14 protein-coding genes are annotated in these 19,074 nt (G+C 62.9%); 7 read left to right on the top strand and 7 right to left on the bottom strand.

Annotated elements, in window-relative coordinates:
• Positions 1 to 3: 3 nt before the first annotated feature.
• The 4 genes from HWX07_RS14520 to tssB all read right to left on the bottom strand — a co-directional run bounded on the left by HWX07_RS14520 (position 4) and on the right by tssB (position 6,872).
• Complete coding sequence (locus HWX07_RS14520; RefSeq protein WP_175876680.1) at positions 4 to 2,004, bottom strand: phospholipase D-like domain-containing protein; 2,001 nt, start codon at positions 2,002 to 2,004, stop codon at positions 4 to 6.
• Complete coding sequence (gene vgrG, locus HWX07_RS14515) at positions 2,001 to 4,670, bottom strand: type VI secretion system Vgr family protein (RefSeq protein ID WP_175876679.1); 2,670 nt, start codon at positions 4,668 to 4,670, stop codon at positions 2,001 to 2,003. Before vgrG ends, HWX07_RS14520 begins: the two co-directional genes overlap by 4 nt.
• Before the next feature lie 83 nt (positions 4,671 to 4,753).
• Positions 4,754 to 6,286 (bottom strand): type VI secretion system contractile sheath large subunit, encoded by a 1,533-nt coding sequence (gene tssC / locus HWX07_RS14510; RefSeq protein WP_175876678.1) that lies wholly within the window; start codon positions 6,284 to 6,286, stop codon positions 4,754 to 4,756.
• Between the two features lie 73 nt (positions 6,287 to 6,359).
• A complete protein-coding gene (tssB, locus tag HWX07_RS14505) occupies positions 6,360 to 6,872 on the bottom strand; it encodes a type VI secretion system contractile sheath small subunit (RefSeq protein ID WP_069230479.1) in 513 nt (170 codons plus the stop codon).
• Positions 6,873 to 7,470: 598 nt separating this feature from the next.
• Here tssB and tssK point away from each other — a divergent pair.
• The 6 genes from tssK to tssE all read left to right on the top strand — a co-directional run bounded on the left by tssK (position 7,471) and on the right by tssE (position 15,585).
• Positions 7,471 to 8,823 (top strand): type VI secretion system baseplate subunit TssK, encoded by a 1,353-nt coding sequence (gene tssK, locus HWX07_RS14500; protein WP_175876677.1) that lies wholly within the window; start codon positions 7,471 to 7,473, stop codon positions 8,821 to 8,823.
• The gene (locus HWX07_RS14495; protein WP_175876676.1) at positions 8,820 to 9,551 is read left to right on the top strand and encodes a DotU/TssL family secretion system protein; all 732 of its coding nucleotides are present in this window, start codon (positions 8,820 to 8,822) and stop codon (positions 9,549 to 9,551) included. The genes tssK and HWX07_RS14495 overlap by 4 nt, the downstream gene beginning before the upstream one ends.
• Positions 9,548 to 11,269 (top strand): OmpA family protein, encoded by a 1,722-nt coding sequence (locus HWX07_RS14490; protein ID WP_244129985.1) that lies wholly within the window; start codon positions 9,548 to 9,550, stop codon positions 11,267 to 11,269. Before HWX07_RS14495 ends, HWX07_RS14490 begins: the two co-directional genes overlap by 4 nt.
• 108 nt (positions 11,270 to 11,377) lie before the next feature.
• Entirely contained in the window at positions 11,378 to 11,863 is a 486-nt protein-coding gene (locus HWX07_RS14485; RefSeq protein WP_006494514.1) for an Hcp family type VI secretion system effector, read from the top strand.
• Positions 11,864 to 11,999: 136 nt separating this feature from the next.
• Complete coding sequence (gene tssH, locus HWX07_RS14480) at positions 12,000 to 14,702, top strand: type VI secretion system ATPase TssH (protein ID WP_175876674.1); 2,703 nt, start codon at positions 12,000 to 12,002, stop codon at positions 14,700 to 14,702.
• A 457-nt stretch (positions 14,703 to 15,159) separates the two neighbouring features.
• Positions 15,160 to 15,585 carry a type VI secretion system baseplate subunit TssE gene (gene tssE / locus HWX07_RS14475; protein ID WP_077219851.1) on the top strand — a complete coding sequence of 142 codons (426 nt, stop codon included), beginning with the start codon at positions 15,160 to 15,162 and terminating at the stop codon, positions 15,583 to 15,585.
• Positions 15,586 to 15,668: 83 nt separating this feature from the next.
• Here the strand turns inward: tssE and HWX07_RS14470 are convergent, their stop codons facing one another.
• Positions 15,669 to 16,562 (bottom strand): NAD(P)H-binding protein, encoded by an 894-nt coding sequence (locus HWX07_RS14470; RefSeq protein ID WP_175876673.1) that lies wholly within the window; start codon positions 16,560 to 16,562, stop codon positions 15,669 to 15,671.
• A 231-nt stretch (positions 16,563 to 16,793) separates the two neighbouring features.
• A complete protein-coding gene (locus HWX07_RS14465) occupies positions 16,794 to 17,711 on the bottom strand; it encodes an AraC family transcriptional regulator (RefSeq protein ID WP_175876672.1) in 918 nt (305 codons plus the stop codon).
• 192 nt (positions 17,712 to 17,903) lie between these two features.
• On the opposite strand from HWX07_RS14465, the gene HWX07_RS14460 reads away from it, so the two are divergent.
• Positions 17,904 to 18,098 (top strand): hypothetical protein, encoded by a 195-nt coding sequence (locus HWX07_RS14460; protein WP_175808002.1) that lies wholly within the window; start codon positions 17,904 to 17,906, stop codon positions 18,096 to 18,098.
• 20 nt (positions 18,099 to 18,118) lie between these two features.
• Here HWX07_RS14460 and HWX07_RS14455 read toward each other — a convergent pair whose 3' ends face one another.
• Positions 18,119 to 19,072: a LysR family transcriptional regulator gene (locus HWX07_RS14455; protein ID WP_175876671.1), complete on the bottom strand. Its 954-nt coding sequence runs from the start codon at positions 19,070 to 19,072 to the stop codon at positions 18,119 to 18,121.
• Positions 19,073 to 19,074: the final 2 nt, after the last annotated feature.

The following is a 19,074-nucleotide window of genomic DNA, read 5'->3' as shown; positions in this document are numbered from 1 at the left end:
TCGTTAATCCAGATAGGAACGGCTTGGGTCGTCTCGATAAAACTCGACCAACGATGCACGCGGCGCATCCCCTCCACTTCTTAGCTCTTGATTTTTCGAAATTATGTCACCCCAGCCCTTAAAAGCACTCTCCGCATTCAGCCTTCCATTCTTGTCCTTCGACCCTATCCCATCATCGCCAGCATGAATCTTCCACAGCTTCTCGCGCAGCGGCTGCGTGACCCGCATGGACTCGTGACAAATATTCAGCTCGCTATCCACCTCCATGCTGCGCAGGTTCACGTTCGCCGAACCGTGCGTGACGAACACGTCATCGATGATCATCAGCTTGGAGTGGATATACACTTCGTCCCAGGGCTTCCCTTTCGGCGTATCCGGCGGCACGAGCGTGCAGATATGCACCTTGAGACCCGGAATGTTGAGCTTCTCCGGCGCCTCGGTCCTGGCCTTTCCCATCTGGACTTTCAAGTCGTTCACACGCTGGGCCGCCTCAGTGGCATCCAGTTGCGTCGCGATTAGATTGTTCACCGCATACTGCGCCGAACTCGAAAACGGATCGACAGGCACGCGCTTCGCGCGTTCGTATGCCGCATCGGCCTTCTTCTTTGCCTCGAGCGCTTCCTTGTACGGTTTCTTCAAGTCGTCGGCACGCTCTAGTTGCGCCACGCCGGGCATGACATCCGCCCGCCCCAGCGCGTTGAGCATGTGATAGGTACTCACTGTACCGGGGCCAATCCCGTCGTCGCTCGAATTGGTCACGACGAATAGGTAAAGCGGAGTCTTGCGTCCGCCAGCCTGGCACGATTTCACTAGTTTTGTCAGCTTTTCGGCGAGCGGCGGAAACCGGAAATACTGATTTTCGATATAAATGAAATTGGTCGTATTGTTGACGACCTGCAGGTACAGTCGTTCAATATCTTTAACGCCACCTTTACCGACCTGGGGCTGAGTGCGCAGGATCTGCGCCATCACTGGCAGATCGTCTTTGCTGCTGCGGGGTAAGGGAGCTTTCGCCGAAGCCCGTTGCTTTTCCAGTTGCTGCCCCGTCGTAGCATCCCATGCCTGACAGAAATTCTTGTTCAAATCGACCAAGATTTGTCCTGTTACGCGAGCTGAAATATCCTGTCGCGGCAAGAAGCCGTTGCGCCCCATTTTCGAGTGCATACGCACGTAGCTATGCCGGCTGGTATCCCAGTATTCATCGAGCGTGTTGTGGCCCATCACGAATCCGGTCGCCAGTTCCGGATATTCGTAATCGATCAGCACCATTTTTTGATGGTGTGAGGGCCACCCACCCATCATTGCGCCATTCTGAATTTTCGCCTTGGTGCTGCGCTCGTTGTACTGACTATCCGTCAGCGTGCGCCATGCGATTTCGGTGCGCTCGATCATGCTGAAATCACGGGTTGCGAATTCGATATTGCGAAATTCTGGATCACGGGACGGCAACTGGGCACGCTTGGCGGCACCCTCCATACTCTTTACCAGGTAATTCGTCGGAAACGGAAACAAGTCGGCTCCCGTCATTTCGGTTCCAATTTTGTTTTTCTTATCGAGCTTGACCTGCCAATACCACCACAGATCGAACTCCCTCTGCGCCGAGTTCCGATTATCCGGTTTGTGCGAAAAACGACCGCCGGGCATCATGTTTTCAATAAATTGTGCGACGTGGGTTTTATCGCCCCACACCAGCAACCGAATCTTTACCTTGTGCCGTGCTCTTTCGAGCAGCAACTCTCCGATCGAAAGCGAGCCTTGGCCCGATGCCCCGCGCTTGAAATACATTGACGGCTGGAATCCCCAACAGACAATGTCGACGCTATGTTGTGCCGCGGCAATCGCATCGTAGACGGCACCGAAGGCCTCCTCGCCGTTGACGAGCGGGTAGTGCGTCGCATGCTTCGGGTCGTATTCCGCGCCTTGCACGTGATAAGGCAACGTCAGCGTCGCCGTATTGCCACACGATCGTGCGATCGGTACGGTGATGGTTACGGATTGGTTCATGACGGGGTCCCCGTGCTTTCAGCGTCACTTTCGGGATTCATCAGGCTGTAGTAATGCCGACGATGGGCTGCGCGATCAGCGCCGTCGCCGTCAGGCCCTTGCTCGAAGAAATGGAAACCCTGGTTGGCCAACTGTCCGTTGGTTGCATCGCCGCGGAACTCCTCGCTCACCGGGATTTGATAGGCCACGCCATTGGCGAATTCGACCCGATACGATTGCGTGCCGGGGCGATGATCGACGGCGATTCGCCCGGTCGAATCCGTAACGCCTTGAGCGACAAGGGCGCCTTGCGCATACAGCTTGTATGGGATGTCTTGCGGAATGGCCGCCATGGCCGAAGGCGAGGCGCCCAAGTTCAGCATCAAACGTTCTGCCGGCAAACTGTTCGGCAGCGCCGGACTGATCTGCGCCGCGGCCGCGCCAGGCTTGTTCCACGACGCGCACTTCTCGAGAATGTCTCCCGGCGTACCGTTTTCGATGCGATTCGCATCGATCTTGATATACGATCCGCCCGCGCCAATCCACACTTCCTTCGCCGCGGACAGGACGAGCCGCCCCTCCGAACTGGTGATAGTCACGTCCTTCAATGCCGCCAACGCCATTTCATCGGTTTGCGCCTGAATGGCGACCTTACCCTTCGCGGCAAATAACTTGATGCCGAGTTTTGCAGCGAACATCGAGATGGTTTCGCCGGCGGCCACGGTGAATCGTTTGACAACGCCGATGTCGGCATTCCCCCCAGCGGTCGCGATCAGGTTCTTGCTGGCTGCGAGTTGCAGATGGTCATCCGATACGATCCCGACACCCGCCGGGGCGCTGATCAGCACCCCGGCCTGCTTCAGCTCGGTCAAGGTCTCGTCCAGCAGGATCTTCTGCTGCGAATAGTCCGCGGCGACCGCTTCAGCAGCTTGTGCCGCATCGGCAAGCGACTGCATCCGCTGCAGCGCAAGCTCTAGCAGTCCCAGGGCCGGTCGCATGTCGAGCTGTCGGCCATTCGGCACCGACTGCATGTCGGCAGAGATGAAAACGCCCTTTCCTCCCCGCACCGCAACGTGTTCGTCGGTACGAAGCTCGGCGCCCCTGCCGCGCTCCTTTCCGTTTTCATCGACCATATGGCCGAGGTTCAGCTCACTGGCCTGAAACGGCGTCGCAAGATGAACGTGCTCGACACCCTCCTTATCCTCCATCCGCATTTCATTCCGCGCGGCGGTACGGATCAGGTTCCGGGTATGGTTCCGACTGTTGACGAGATCCGGATGCAGACTGTCATGCATCGCCCCGATGATCACAGGCCGATCCGGATGACCTTGCGTGAAAACAACAGCCACCTCCGCCCCGTCGATCAGCGGAAAATGATGCCCATAGTCGTCACCGCTATACGGCTTCGCGAACCGCACCGGCCGGCTCGTCCCACCCGGGCTCCACTCATCGAGATCGAACGGCAGCTTGATCACATACCAGCCCTGTTCGGTCAGATATGCGTACTTGTAATCCCCGGGAGAGGTAATGCGCGCGGGCAGAATCCCGTCGATCGCCGGTCGCTTGATCGCATCGATGGACGTGCGCCACACACGATCGGACGGAATCCCCTCGAACGTCATCCAATACGACTGATCGCGACCGCCCTGCGACTGAACCGCCGTGATGAAGATCCCATGCTTCGCGTCGGCCGGGTTCGGCTCGATCCGCATGACCTCACCGGCTTCGAGCCAGAACGGATTACCCGTGCCCTTGAACGTGATCTGCGCGGCGAGATGCGCCTCGTGACGCCGGCGGGCCACGCCCTTACCTTCTTCCGGCGTCTCGTAATGCTCGCCCCAGCGGTAATCGACGCCGCTCGTCGTCATGTCGTCGCGCGCGGCGTTTTCCTCGATGAGCAGTGACACCCCGGCCTGCCGATGGTTGTAGTCGTGCAGACAAACAGCTTCAGGTACACGCCGAGTCCGCTTCTCGAGCGTCTTGATCGCGTCCACACCGGAACTTTCGAGCCCCGAATCTCTCCGGTACGACACTGTACGTTGCTTGCGTGCGTAGGCATCCAGATCATCGCCAAACACGATCGCCGCGTGATCCTTCTTCTGCTCCCAACGGAACCAGATTCCTTCTTCCGCGCAAAGGCGCTGAATAAAGGCGAATGTCGTCTCGTGATACTGGGTGACGTACTCGCGCCGCTTGTATTCGCCGCGCAACTGAAACAGGAAATCGACGCCGGCCCGGTAGCCGTAATGACGCAGCGTGTCGGTCACGATCTCCTCGGCGGACTGCTTCTGGAACAGCCGGCTCGTCACACCCCGATTCAAGTCGGCGAGCTTCGGCTCGAGCCGCACGCGATAGTGCGTCTGATCAGCCGAACTGCCGAACTCGTCGAACTGCGTGATGACGCCGTGGATCGTATAAGCCGGCGACATCGTGCTGAACTGGCCGGCGTTCTCGCCAAACATCCTGCGCAGATAGTCGAGGTCCGGATCGACCGGCGCGACGATGAACTTGGCGGGGCGGCCGATCACCTGATCCATCGGGATACACGCCATCGGGCTCGTGAATTCGATGTCGTAGCGGTACAACTCGCTCACGGCGTCCCGGCCCGTAAACCGCAGCACGGACGTCGGCGCCGGATGAGGCGCCAGCTTCAATTCATAAGCCTGCGACGGCAGTATCATCGACATGGAGTTTCTCTCAGGTGCACGAACACAACGCCGCCGCCGGGGCAGCCATCAGCGTCCCGGCGGGTCATGCATGAAACGGCGGATCAGCCCTTGGCCTTGGGCATCTGCGACACGAGCGACAGGCCGATGTCCATGCCCTCGACCTGGAAGTGCGGGATGATGAAGAGCTTGATACGGAAGAAACCCGGGTTGTCCTCGATGTCCTCGACCGTCACCTTCGCCTCGCGCAGCGGGTGCGACGCCTGCAGCTCGTCGCCCGGGTCCTTCATCTCGGTCACGAGCCCCTTGATCCAGTTGTTCAGCTCGAGTTCGAGCAGACGCCGGTCCTTGGTCGTGCCGATGTTCTCGCGCTGAATCAGCTTCAGGTAGTGCGCGATGCGCGACAGCAGGAAGATGTACGGCAAGCGCGCGTTGATGCGGCTGTTGGCCGTCGCCTCCTTCGTCTCGTACAACGCCGGTTTTTGCGTCGAGCTGGCCGAGAAGAAGCACGCGAAATCGTGGTTCTTGTAGAACGACAACGGAATGAAGCCGAGATTCGCGAACTCGAACTCGCGCGTTTCCGGAATCAGCACTTCGGTCGGAATCTTCGGCTGCACGCCGGTGCCGAGGTCATACAGGTGAACCGGCAGGTCTTCCACCTTGCCGCCCGCCTGCGGGCCGCGAATCTGCACGCACCAGCCATTGCTCACGAAGCTGCGTACCATGTTGGCTGCGAACGCGAACGACGCGTTGACCCACAGATACTTGTCGTGGTCCGGGCCCTTCACCGCCTCTTCGTAGTTGAACGCACGCACCGGCGTCGTATCCTTGCCGTACGGCAGGCGGCCGAGCACGCGTGGCATCGTCAGGCCGACGTAACGCGCATCGTCGGTGTCGCGGAAGCTTTTCCATTTGATGTACTCGGCACGATCGAAGTAGTTGCCGATGTCCTGGATCGACGCCACTTCTTCCATCGAATGCTTGCCGAAGAATGCCGCGCCCACCGAGCCGATGAACGGCATGTGCGCGGCAGCCGCGACCTTCGAAATATTGCGCAGCAGCGCGACATCCATCGGCGAGTTCGCGAATTCGAAATCGCTGATCAACGCGCTGATCGGCTGGCCGCCCGGCGTGTCGTATTCCTCGATGTACGTGAGGCGATACAGGCCGCTCTGGATCAGTTCCGGCGAATCCTCGAAGTCGCGCTGCAGCGCCTCCTTCGATACATCCAGCACCTCGATGCGGGCGTTCTTGCGGAAGTCCGTGCGCGATACGAGCATCTTCAGGCCGCGCCACCGCCCTTCGAGCGCCTGGAAATCCGGCGCGTGCATGACCGCGTCGAGCTGGCGGCCGATCTGCCGGTCAAGCTGCCCGATGTAGAAATCGAGCAGTGACTTGTCGAGCCGGTCGACCGGCTTGCTTTCCTTCGCGATCAGGTTGAGCAGCGCGTCCATGCCGCGTGCGACGCGTTCATCGGCCGATGCCTCCGACAACGCATCGTTGTCGCGGAATACTTCCAGCGGCCGCGCCTCGGCGACCGGTTTCAGGTTGATCTTGTTGCACAGCGCGGCGTAGACACTGTCGTTTTCGAGCACGATCGTTTCCGTGGCGCCCTGGCGCGATTCATTCTGGTTCATGTTTCTCTCAGTCATGTTTGGTATGGCTGCGTGGTTGCGGGAGGCGGTGACGGCCGTCTTGGGCCGGCCGCGCTCACGCATGGCCTTCCTGTTGCAGGGTGGCCGTGGCGATTTGTCCCAGTTCGCCGCGCAGCTTGTCGGACAGGCGCTTGTCCTTCAGGATCTTCTCGAACTCGCGACGGAACATGCCGTTGTCGAGCAGGTTCGACTTGAGGTCGCGCAGCAGATTGCGCATCGCCAGCATCGCTTGCAGTTCGGGAATTTGCCGAGCAACCTGCTCGGGCTCGAAATCCTTCATCGAGCGGAACGAGAGATTCACCGGCAGCTCCGAGCCGTCGCCGGCCAGGGTGTTCTCGGCGGCAATCTTCAGGTCCGGTGCGTGATCGGCCAGGACGGCATCGAAGTTGTTCTTGTCGATGTTGACCTTCTTGCGTTCGGCCAGCGGCGCCTGTTCGCGGCCCGCGCTGAAGTCCCCTGCGACAAGCAGCTTCAACGGCAGCTCGACCTTCTTCTGGGCCCCGCCCGTATGCAAATCCAGCGTGATCGAGACGCGGCTCTTCGGAATTTCTCTCTGGAAGCTATCCATTTGCAGTCCTTATTTAGTGATGGTCAAGCATTGGTCAAGAACACGACGCATTCAACCCGACGGCCTCGTCGATACGTGACGCGTGGATGCTATGCGTACATGGGTCGATCGATATTCCAACGCATGGTCGCCGCTCGCACGGCGAAATCGCATTGGACTTATACACGCCAAACCTCGACATAGTCAAAGCGAGTCGCACATAAACCACATCGATAAAATGCAAAAAAACGCAAACATTTAGAAACAATTTACAAATCCAATGTCGAGATCGCATTTTCGAGATAAATGGCGCACAAGCCATAATACGCACGCAAAAACATTTTTCAGACGATGCCAGATGCCTTATCACACGGTACTTTTCGATCTTCCATCGATGCGAACGGCATCCTTCCGCACGGTGATCAAATTCGCAAGAAAACCGAGATATCTCAAAAAATACCCATCTACCAAATTGTTATATTCGTTCACATTCACAGAATTACAAATTAGCAACACGAAGTATTTATTTTTCCCAAAATGGCTTGCACGCTCATAAAAATGTCGTGTATAGATTACGCCCTTGAACCGAATAACGATCAGACAAACCACACGAGAGACCATGCGAATCGCGAAGCCGCTATGGCACGAGGGCCTCATCCTGACGCAGCAGCATTTTCAGCAACAGGATAGATGGGCTGAATTTGCACTACGTCAGTACGCCGGCGCGACAATGGCGCAGCCGTGGGGAACGCTCGCCGTCGAAGTCGACGAAGAAGCGCTATCGACAGGGCGCCTGAAACTCACCCGCCTGCGGCTGGCTTTTCCGGACGGTACGCCAATCGATACGACCGTCGCGGATACGCTGCCGTCTGCGCGCGATCTGACGCAGGGCGTGCCGGCGGACATGCAGAGCGTCGTCGTGTTCGCGGCGCTCGCGTTGCCGGATGCGAATGGCAGCAACTGCCGTTTCGACGAGGCGTCGCTCGCTCGCCCGCGGCGCGCTTACCGTGAATTCGTCAAGGTCACGGACCTGAACGGGACCGGCGACGCCGAAATCGCGGTCGAACGGCATGCAGTCCGGCTCGTGTTCGACTTCGAGTCGCACGCCGACGACACGGTCTGTGCGATCGCGCGACTGACGCGCGGCGCCGGCGGCCAGTTCCAGGTCGATCAGCAGTTCGTGCCGCCGTGCCTCACGCTCGCCAGCCATGCGCTGCACGTCGAACGGATCAATCGTCTGACGGACATCCTTCACGCCAGGACCCTCGCGCTCGGTACGCGTCGTAGTGAACGCATGACCGACGTCGCGGAATACGGCGTGGCCGACGTGCAACTTTTCTGGCTGCTTCATTGCATCCACGCGGCATGGCCGCAGCTGCGGCTGTTCGCCACGCATCCGAACCGCCCGCCAGAGCATCTGTACACGACGCTCGCGCAACTGACGAGCGCACTGATGACGTTCTCGACCGAAGCGCGGCTCACCGACATCCCGGCGTACGACCACGTGCGAGCCGACGAGGTGTTCGCGAAACTGGAATCGCTGATCCGCACGCTGCTCGACGCCATCATTCCGTCACGGGTCGTGTCGATCGGGCTCACCCGCAAGGGGCCGACCACGTGGACCGCCCAGTTCCTCGACGAACGGATCGTCGCGGATGCCGCCGACTGGTATCTGTCGGTCAACGCACCGGTGCCCGCGTTCGAGCTGGTCGAACAGTTTCCACGGCTTTGCAAGGTCGGCGCGCCCGAGGACGTCGAATACATCATCAATTCGGCGCTTCTGGGCGTCCCGCTCAAGGCTGTCCAGCGCGTACCCGGCGCGATCCCGGTACGCCTGGACAATCACTATTTCGCGCTCGATGCGTCCAGTGCCCTGCACGCGAAGATGCTCGCCGCGCGAGCCTGCCAGATCTATCTGCCTGCGTCGGTACCGGACGCCTCGCTCGAACTTTACGCGGTGTTGCGTTCATGAATGCCCTGACTCCCAATCGAAGCGACACCGCCCTGATGCCGAACGCGACGGGCGCCAGCACCCCACGCAGCGACGGGATGCGCGATCTGCTGCGCGACACCGCGCTGCTCGTGACGACGCTCACGTCGGGCGGACAGACGCAGGACGCGGTCGCGTTGCGGGCTCGGTGCAAGCAGCTTGTCGAGCAATTCGCGAGCGCGCTGCGGCACCGGGGCTTTCCGGATGACGTGCGCAACGACGCGCTGGTGGCGCAGTGCGGGTTGCTCGACGAAGCAGCGCTGCGACACCTGCCCGGCGAATCCCGATCCGCATGGGAGCGCGAGCCGCTGCAGGTGGAGCAGTTCAACCTGCACGAAGCAGGTGAACGCGTGTTCGAGCGGCTCGAAACGCGCATGCGCGAACCCGCGCCGCCCGTCGCGTTGCTCGAGTGCTACTCGGCCATCCTGGGGATGGGATTCGTCGGCCGGTACGCCCGTGACGGCGAAGCCAAGCGGATTGCGCTGATCGCGTCGTTGAATGCCAGACTGGAAACGCTGCGCCCTTCCCCGGATCGGCCATTCATCGCGAATCGCGTCGGACGACGTGTGCCCGACTGGTTCTACCGGCTGTCTCCCTGGGCGATCGCCGGACTCGCGTGCGTGGCTGCCGCGATCGTATGGGGCGTCTGGTCGGCCACGCTCGACGGACAGCTCGCGCATCTCGTGGCGACAAAGGCCGCTCGCCCGTGAAATCCGCCCCCCCTGTTCTCTCCGCGCAATCGCAGCGGCCACCTGATCGCGGCCACGAAGGGCTCGGGTATCCGTCCCTCCTGCTGGTCGCGTTCGCAACCGCGCTGGGACTCGCGTTGATCTGGCTGGTGCTCCCGCTGGGTCCAGGCGTCGCTTGGGCACTCTCGGTCGCCGCCGCGATTGCTGCCTGCGCACTCATGGTGCGGTGTACGTGCACGCTTGCCCGCGCGCGTCGCCAGAGCGCGCATATGCTGGCTGCGCTGGGCGCCGCGACGGCCGACATCCCGGTGAAGCTGCGCACGCGCATGCCGCTCGTGCTGGTGACCGGCGACGGTCTGCCCGCGCTGTTCGATCGTACGGGAGAAGTCCGGCACGTCCACGTCGGCGACGGCGGCATCTGGCTGCGCGTCGATCGCCCTCAAGATCTGCCACGTCTGGCGGTTTCAGTCAGGCAGTGGCGCGACGGGCGGGCCCCGGACGGCGTCGTGCTGTCGGTCGCGCCTGCGCTGCACGCCGAAACCGACACGCTGACCCGGAACTTGCATGCCGTACGGCAGGCCGTCGCCGATGCGGCCCGCATGCTGGGTACGCGACTGCCGGGCTATGTCGCGGTCTACCAGCGGCTCACCACCGGCCCCGTCGACCTCTCGACGCCGGCGTGGTACGGCGTGTCGTCGGCCACCCGTCTGGCGGGCGGTGAATGTTTCGAGCCCGTGGTCCGCGCAGCGGAAAACGAGGTTCAGCGCGCGGCCGGCGATGGCGTCGCGGCGGCACGCGCCGCCGCGCTGGCCTCCATCGTCGGCTGGACGCGGCGCGTGGTTTTCGGCGCACTGACGGACCGACGACAGCCGGCGGCGCCATGGGTGCTGTTCGGCACCGGCTGGATCGACTGCGGACCGGCGAGTGCACCTCGAAACCTGTGGGAACGCGATGTCGAAATGCAGACGCACGTGGCGCGTGCCACCGCCACCGCCTCGCCAGCGCCGTGGCCGCTCCCGCAGCCGCTGATCGAAGCGCTGCCGCGACGATACTGGATGTCTCCCCGTCAGGCCGCCGTGGGCCACGCGCTCGCCCTGCTCGCCTGCGCCGCTGCCGTCGCATTCTGGGGTGCAGCCAGGAACAACGAAGCGCTGCTGGATCGTATCGCCACCGATCTGCGCCGCTATTCGACGATCCCGGCAACGCACGACGCAGCGAAGCGGGACGCACTGCAGGCGCTCGTGGCCAATCGCGATCAACTCGATCGCTACGCGCGCACCGGTATTCCGCTGCGCTTGTCGTTCGGCATGTATCGGGGCGCGCAACTGATTCCGGTGCTGAACAACGCGATCGCATCTTACGAGCCGCCGCCGCCTCCCCCTGCGGTCGTCTCGCTGGACAGCATGTCGCTGTTCGATAGTGGCAAGGCCCTGCTGAAGCCGGGGTCGAACCGTGCGATGGTCGGCGCGCTCGACATGATCAATGCCCATCCCGACAAACGCATCCTCGTCGCCGGCTACACCGACAACGTGGGCAATCCGGACAGCAATCTGAAGCTGTCGACCGCACGTGCGGAAGCCGTGCGCGACTGGCTGGTCGACGCATCCGGCATTTCCGCGACCCGGTTTGCGATTCAGGGCTACGGCATGACCCGCCCGCTTTCGAGCAACGATACGCCCGACGGACGCGCGCGAAATCGTCGCGTGGAAATTACCCTGGTACCCGACACGAGAAAGTAGCGACCCAGGTTCAGCCCCCGAAGCAGCCCGCTTCGGGATTCTCAAGGTCAGGGGCTCGCTCCTGGCGAGTTTAGTAGTGCGTACAGTGCAATATCAAGGAGCAAGGCAATGGCAATTCCGGCTTACATGTGGCTCAAGGACGACGGCGGCGCCGACATCAAGGGATCGGTGACGGTTCAGGATCGCGAAGGCAGCGTCGAACTCGTCGCCTTCGACCACGGCGTGCATATCCCCACGGACGGCAACACCGGCAAGCTGACGGGCACGCGCGTCCACAAGCCGATCACGCTGACGAAGGAAACCGACGCGTCGACCCCGTATCTGTACAAGGCCGTGACGAGCGGCCAGACGCTCAAGTCGGTCGAGATCAAGTGGTACAAGATCGACGACGCGGGCAAGGAGAAGGAGTACTTCAACACGAAGCTCGACAACGTGAAGATCGTCGCCGTGAATCCGGTCATGCACGACATCAAGAATCCGGACTACGAGAAGCACAACCACCTCGAAAACGTGGAGCTTCGCTACGAAACGATCACCTGGTCGTACAAGGACGGCAACATTATTCACAAAGACACCTGGAACGAGCGGTCCTGATCCCTATCGATGGTCGAACCGCCGGCGCCTCGCGCGGTTCTTTTGCCAGCCTGACTGGGTCAGGCTGGCCTTCCTGTCCTCGAGACCCAGTCAGGCCAGCGACTGCGCGTCGACCCTTCCCTCTTCAGACATCGACATGACTCCGCGCGACACGACCCACCTGCTCCGCCGACTCAATCCGCACTGCGCGAAGGCGCTCGAAGCGGCCGCGAGCTTATGCCAGACGCGTCTCGCGGACGAGATCACCGTCGAGCACTGGCTGCTGAAACTGATGGAGGCCGGCGATGGAGACATCCCGGCGATCCTGCGGCACTACGGTATCGACCTCGACACCGTGTGGGATGTGCTGCTCACATCGATCGAGCACCTGCCACGCAATCTTCGGGGCAAGCCGGCACTGTCTCCACAACTGGCGACCCTGCTGCAAGACGCATGGCTGCACGCTGCGTCCGAGACGGACGATTCGACCATCCGATCCGGCGATTTGCTGCAGGCGATCGTCGATCGGCCCCACGTGCTGCGTGCGCAAAACGCGTGGCCTCTGTTGTCCGTCAGCAGCACGCAGATCCGTCGCGTCCTGCCGCGTCTTGCTCATCGTTCATGCGAGCGCTCGCGTCCGAACGATATCGAAGCAGGTGCGGACGACCATCCGGTCGTCCGCGCGGCCAATCCGACGCCCGTATCAGCGGCACCCGCCGCGGCAGCAACGCTCGCGCCCCAGCGAACCACCGACGGTGACGCCCTTTCCCGCTTCGCGATCGACCTGACCGACAAGGCTCGACGCGGCGCGATCGATCCGGTGTTCGGCCGTGATCGCGAAATCCAGCAGATGGTCGACGTGCTCGCGCGTCGGCGCAAGAACAATCCGATCCTCGTCGGCGAGCCGGGCGTCGGCAAAACCGCGCTCGTCGAAGGCCTCGCGCTGCGCGTCGCCGAGGAAAGCGTCCCGAACGTGATTCGTGACGTGCGCATCCTGACACTCGATTTGGGCCTGCTGCAAGCCGGCGCCGGGGTGAAAGGGGAATTCGAGCAACGCTTGAAGACCGTCATCGACGAGGTTCAGTCTTCACCCGAGCCGATCCTGCTCTTCATCGACGAGGCGCACACATTGATCGGCGCGGGTAATACCGCCGGGGGCGCCGATGCCGCGAACCTGCTCAAACCGGCGCTCGCGCGCGGCGAACTGCGTACGATCGCGGCAACGACATGGTCGGAGTACAAGGAATTCTTCGAGCGCGACGCCGCGCTCGAGCGCCGCTTCCAGATCATCAAGGTCGACGAGCCCGACGACGATGCGGCGTGCCTGATGTTGCGGGGCCTGAAGCGCCGCTATGCGGAATATCACGATGTGCACATTCGGGATGAGGCGCTGATCGCGGCGGTGAAACTCTCGCGGCGCTATATCCCCGCGCGTCAACTGCCGGACAAGGCGGTCGACCTGATCGATACCGCAGCCGCACGGGTGCGAATCGGACTTGAATCGCCCCCAGCCGAACTGCAACGCGCACGCGCCACCGTCTCCGCCCTCGAACTCGAGCTGGCGACGCTCGACGCGGACGCGCAAGCGGGTATCGATGATGTTGCTCCCCGGCGCGTGACGCTGGAGCACGCGCTTTCCCAGGCGCGGAACATCCTGACCGGCTTGCAGGCGCGCCACGTCGGCGAACTCGAGCTGGTCCGCCTCGTTCACCAGCATCGAGCCGAGCTCGCCGAAGGCGGCTCGGCGTCCGGCCGTGGCCCGCTCGACGACATCAAACGCCGACTGGCCGACCGGCAAGGCAAGGCGCCGTTGATCTCCGTCGACGTCGATGCGGCGGCCGTCGCGCGTATCGTTGCGGAATGGACAGGCGTGCCGGTCGGCAACCTCGTCGAAGACGAACTGCTGAGCCTGCTGAATCTCGAACAGCAGCTGGCCATGCGGGTAGTCGCACAAGACGATGCGCTGGCTGCGCTCGCGGAGAGCCTGCGCACCGCAAAGGCAGGCCTCAAGAACGAACATGCGCCACTCGGCGTCTTTCTACTCGCAGGGCCATCGGGCGTCGGCAAGACCGAAACGGCGCTGGCCCTGGCCGACCTGCTGTTCGGCGGCGAGGCCGCGCTCACGTCGATCAACATGTCGGAATATCAGGAAGCACACACGGTGTCGCAACTGAAAGGGTCGCCACCGGGCTATGTCGGCTACGGACGCGGCGGCATCCTGACCGAAGCCGTGCGGCAGCGGCCGTACGGCGTCGTGCTGCTCGATGAAGTCGAAAAGGCCCACCGTGACGTGCTCGACGTGTTCTATCAGGTGTTCGACCGCGGCATGATGCGCGACGGCGAAGGACGCGAGATCGACTTCCGCAATTGCGTGATTCTGATGACGTCCAATCTCGGCAGCACACGGATTGACGAGATGACCGCCAACGATCCGCAAATTTCCCAGGCGGCGTTGCTCGAGTCGATCCACCCGCAGCTTGTCGCGCACTTCCAGCCCGCGCTGCTCGCGCGCTTCCAGTCGCTGGTCTATCGGCCGCTCGATGCCGTCGCGCTCGCGTCGATCGTGCGGCTCAAGCTGTCGAAAGTCGCCGACCGCCTGCGTCGGCAACACGGCGTCGAGCTGGTGTGCGACGAATCGTTGATCGACGCGATGGCCGCGCTTTGCCTCGCGCGCGAGTCCGGGGCGCGCAACGTCGATGCATTCCTCAACCAGCGGATTCTGCCGAACGTGTCGCGTGAACTGCTCGTGCGGATGACTACCGGGGCCGCACCCGCGAGGATCGTGCTGTCGAGCACGGCCGACGGAAACCTGACGATCGATTTCATCGATCGGAGCAACGCGGCAGATTACTTTAAATAGATGGCCGCCATACATCAATGACGACCAAACCCGATCCATTGCTGTTCGTCGACAAGGAACCGTCTTGGAAATTCTCTTGCTTTTATCACTCGGGGGGGATACGCCGTGTTCAGCCTGATGCGCATTCCATAAAAATTTTTCGCATGCGCCGCACGCCTCAAACAACATGGCATCTTCCTTCGACGGGATCATTGCTTTGCTACGCATTAGGCTACGCAATCACCAGTCCAGTACCGGTGCTATATGCGGGCGCTCCACTTGCGGGAGGCGTCAGCGGTAGCAAAGGTGGGGGCCTCGATTCAATCGTTGGGTCTGCGTGGATGGCGCTCGTACTCTTTCTGGCCGCGGCAGTGGTCGCGTTACTGATCGCCTGCGTCCGGCCGCTCGTCCGCGGCGTCGCTGGAGCGTCCAAACGACATCGAATGCGAAATTGAACGACATCGGAATCCGCGACGCAATGAACCCCAGCCCTTCGCTTTACGACATGCTGCTCGGCCAGATCGGCGGCGAGCCGCTCGATGCTTACGACGACCGGACACTCGAATGCATGAGCGTCCAGCAAAATGTGCAGCGCATCCTGAACTCGCGTGCCGGCGCGCTGAAACATCTGCCGGACTACGGTCTGCCGGATCTGACGAACATCTACAAGGCGCTGCCCGCGTCAGCCCACATGCTCAAGCAGCAGATGGAGGCGACGCTCCTGAAATATGAGCCCCGTATCCGCTCGATCGACGTCGCCATCCTCGAAAACGACGATCCCGGCGTGCTGGTGAGTTTTGAAATGACGTGCCATCTGAAGAAGGCCGGACTCGTGCGGTTCGGTACGTATTTCGAGCCTCCCGGGCGCATGTGGTTGAAACGCCGGAGCACCGGGCACGGTTGACGTGCGCCCCGAAGTCGCGACCGGGTTTCGCGACTTGCGAATCCCGGTCCATCGATATCGACGCCAGATGCCGGTTACCTGCCTCACGCCCGCGCCGCATGCGCGCGCACAAGCACAGCAAGCCCTTCCTCCAGCGGCGTCGTCCCGCACACCCGCTCCGACACACCAGCCTCCACGTCGATCCGCCCCGCGTTGTGCACGTCATACAGGTCGACGATCAGCTGCGCATGACGTTCGCTGAGCCCTGCGCGCAGCAGCGTCGCGTTCCACGTGTCGCGCGGCAGCTCGCGCGCGACGATCGCACGGCCTGCCGCCGCGCCCAACGTCTCCGCGATCGCCGTCACGCTCACCCGCCGCGGCCCTTCGACGCTGACGATGCGCGGCCCGCTGCCGCCTTCCGGCGCATCGAGCAACAGCCGCGCCGCGATGACGCCCACGTCGGAAGCCCAGACCGTCGGAAACACCTTGCCGACCGGATGATGGAAGCTCGGCAGCACGCCGGTGCCGAGCGCGACCGGCAGCACGCGCGCCCAGTTCTGCAGATGTTCGGCCGAGCGCAGCAGCGTCAACTGCGTCGGAATCGTCTTCAGACGTTCCTCGAAATCATGAAACAGACGCGTGATACCCGTATTGCCTTCAAGCTCCGCGCCGTAATCCGACAACGCTAGCAGCGCCGGCGGCGGATTCGCGGCGAGCGCGGCAGTCGCGACGTCCATCGTCCGCGTCATCGTCGCGGCCGGATCGGGATCGGCGGCCGGCACCGGGCACAGTATCTGCACGGCCTGCGCGCCGTCGATCGCCGCGGCGATCGCGTTCGCGTCCGTCAGGTCCGCGATCGCGACATCGCAGCCGAGCTGCACGAAACGTTCACGATGGCGCGCGTCGCGCAGCACCGTGCGTACGGAATGGCCTGCGTTGCGCAAGGTCGTCACGGTCGACAAGCCGACGTTGCCGGATGCTCCGAAGATCACGAACACGATTCGCTCCTGAGGGATGAAGGTGCTGTGATTGTCGGGTTGCGCGGCCGAGAAGGCGCGCACGGAGGGATGAATCGAGCAGGAAAGGATGACATGCCGAGTACGCCATATCCATGCGTGCACCCCGATACAAGCTCGTCAAAACCGGCGAAGGCGAACGCAACAATTGTCCAACAATCTGTTGGACAATTACCGTCGGATCAAACGCAACGCCCGTGTACCGCTGTTGCGTTATGCGTCTTTCCCGCCATCCTCACCGTCATAAGCCAGCCGCAACCCGCCCCGCGCGCCCGACCGCGCGATCTCCATCGGCGTCGCCCCCAGCACGCGGTTCATCCAGTTCGCCATGTGGCTCTGATGCGCAAACCCGGCCTCCAGCGCGATCTGGCTGATGCTGAGCCGGCCTTCGAGCAGCAGTGTCTTCGCGCGCTCCACCCGGCGCCGCACGACGTACTGGTGCACGGGCATCCCGAGCGTTTCGCGGAACAGCACCTTGAAATGCGGCACGCTGATCGACACGAGCGCCGCGAGCTCGGCCAGCGTCATGCGCCGGTCGAGATTCGCCTCGACATAGTCGATCACGCGCGCCGCCGCCTTCGGCGCGAGCGTGCGCCGGCGTTCGCGAAACACGGGCTGGCCGTCGACCAGGCGCGCGACGAGCGCCGTGCACAGGCTCTCCGCGTAGAGCGGGTCCGATGCGTCTTCCGCTTCGAGTTCGGCGGCCATCGCCCACGCGATGTGCTGCAGCCGCGGGTCGCGCACCTGTAGCCGCCGGCGGATCTGCGCGTGCGACGGCTTCAGTTCGAGCTGTTCGACGGTGCGCCGCACGAAGGTGTCGCTGAGCGCGATATGCAGAATCCGGCAATCGGCGCTGTCGGTCCATTGGCCGGGCAGGCCGGCCGGAATCACGTCGACGTCGCCGTGCGCCTGGATGCGCGACACGCGCTCGCCGTCGCACACGCAATCCGCGCGCACCGGCGCGCCGATATGCACGCCGATCCGGTGATGCTCCGCCGCCGGAATCCGGTACGTCCCCGCGCGAATCTCCAGCAGCGACGCGCCGAAGCCGCGCCAGCCCAGCCCGCGGCTGGAGCGCAGGCTGACCGGGACGCCGTTGTCCGCCGGCGCGGCAAGAATCGGATCGCTCATTGATGGTCTCCACCAGATCAGGTGCCGAACGCGCATTGTGACGCGTTTCGGGCCGGCGTGCCGGCCCTGCGCAGCCGCCGCTGGATCGAACAGAAGAAGATCATCCGTTTCTGCTCGGGACGATCCTTGCGTGCGCGCCGGCGGGCGCCGCAGCGCTTACGATCGCCTCATCCGACACCTACGGAGCCCGTCATGCCCCATTCCTGCCCGCAACGCGCGGCGTTCATCGCGCGCGCGCCGTCCGCCGCCCGCCCCTCATCCGGCCCCCACGCCCGCAACACACGCACCGCGATCGCCGCGTGGTGCCTGCGCGTGGTCGGCTGGTACCGGCTCGAACGGCTGCTCGCGTCGATTCCCGACAGCAACGACGACTTCGGGCTCGTCTGACCGGCCGGTCGATACGTCCCCTACTTGCGCCGCCGCTCAGGCGGCGCCACCGTCGCGCCGTCGATCACCGGCGCGCCCTGCTTGATCAGGAAGTCGCGGAACAGCCCCGTCACCTGCGAAATCCGCCGGTCGGCGAGCGTGACCACGTACCATTCGCGCTCGATCGGATTGCCGGGAAACGGCAGTTGCCCGAGCAGCCCCGTGCGCAGTTCGAGCGCACACGCGTGCAACGACAGGAACGCGACGCCGAGCCCGGCTTCGGCCATCTGCTTGATCGCCTCGTTACTCGACAGTTCGGAGCCCACATGAAAGCGGTAGCCCGCGTTCTTGAACAGGCTCTCGACGGTCGAGCGCGTGCCCGCGCCGCGTTCGCGCACGAGCAGGTGCGCGGATTCGAGATCCTTCAGCGCGACGCGCTTGCGCTGCATCAGCGGATGGCCGGGCGCCGCGACGAACACCATCGGATGCTTCGCGAACTCCACCGCGTGCGTGCGCAATTCCTTCGGCGCGCTGCCCATTACCGCGAGATCGATTTCATGCGTCGCGAGCATGCGGATGATGTCGTCGCGGTTGCCGACCTTGAAATAAGTCTTAACGTGCGGGCGCGTCGCGGTGAATTTGACGAGCAGCGGCGGGATCAGGTATTCGGCCGTCGTGATCGCGCCGATCCGCAGCGTGCCGCCGAGATCGCCGGTCAGCGCGGCCACTTCATCGCCGGCCTCGCTCCACAGATGCAGGATCTCGCGCGCGTAGCGCGACACGATCTCGCCGGCCGCGGTCAATTGCACGCCACGCCCCACCCGCTGCAGCAACGCGGCGCCCACGGCCTCCTCGAGCAGGCGAACCTGCAGCGACACGGCCGGCTGCGTCAGGTTCAGCTCCTCGGCCGCGCGCGACACGCTGCCGAGCCGCGCGATCATGTCCAGCGCCTTCAACTGCCGGAACGTCGCGGTCTTTCCTATAAGTGAATACATAT

Origin of the sequence: Burkholderia sp. BCC0097, assembly GCF_902832985.1 — a bacterium.
In the GTDB taxonomy this organism is placed as follows: Bacteria; Pseudomonadota; Gammaproteobacteria; order Burkholderiales; family Burkholderiaceae; genus Burkholderia; species Burkholderia orbicola.
This window is presented reverse-complemented; position numbering and strand designations above follow the sequence as displayed.

Coding starts and splice junctions, on each gene's coding strand:
- HWX07_RS14520 (WP_175876680.1), bottom strand. CDS start 2,004: ATGAACCAATCCGTAACCATCACCGTACCGATCGCACGATCGTGTGGC.
- vgrG (WP_175876679.1), bottom strand. CDS start 4,670: ATGTCGATGATACTGCCGTCGCAGGCTTATGAATTGAAGCTGGCGCCT.
- tssC (WP_175876678.1), bottom strand. CDS start 6,286: ATGAACCAGAATGAATCGCGCCAGGGCGCCACGGAAACGATCGTGCTC.
- tssB (WP_069230479.1), bottom strand. CDS start 6,872: ATGGATAGCTTCCAGAGAGAAATTCCGAAGAGCCGCGTCTCGATCACG.
- tssK (WP_175876677.1), top strand. CDS start 7,471: ATGCGAATCGCGAAGCCGCTATGGCACGAGGGCCTCATCCTGACGCAG.
- HWX07_RS14495 (WP_175876676.1), top strand. CDS start 8,820: ATGAATGCCCTGACTCCCAATCGAAGCGACACCGCCCTGATGCCGAAC.
- HWX07_RS14485 (WP_006494514.1), top strand. CDS start 11,378: ATGGCAATTCCGGCTTACATGTGGCTCAAGGACGACGGCGGCGCCGAC.
- tssH (WP_175876674.1), top strand. CDS start 12,000: ATGACTCCGCGCGACACGACCCACCTGCTCCGCCGACTCAATCCGCAC.
- tssE (WP_077219851.1), top strand. CDS start 15,160: ATGAACCCCAGCCCTTCGCTTTACGACATGCTGCTCGGCCAGATCGGC.
- HWX07_RS14465 (WP_175876672.1), bottom strand. CDS start 17,711: ATGAGCGATCCGATTCTTGCCGCGCCGGCGGACAACGGCGTCCCGGTC.
- HWX07_RS14460 (WP_175808002.1), top strand. CDS start 17,904: ATGCCCCATTCCTGCCCGCAACGCGCGGCGTTCATCGCGCGCGCGCCG.
- HWX07_RS14455 (WP_175876671.1), bottom strand. CDS start 19,072: ATGTATTCACTTATAGGAAAGACCGCGACGTTCCGGCAGTTGAAGGCG.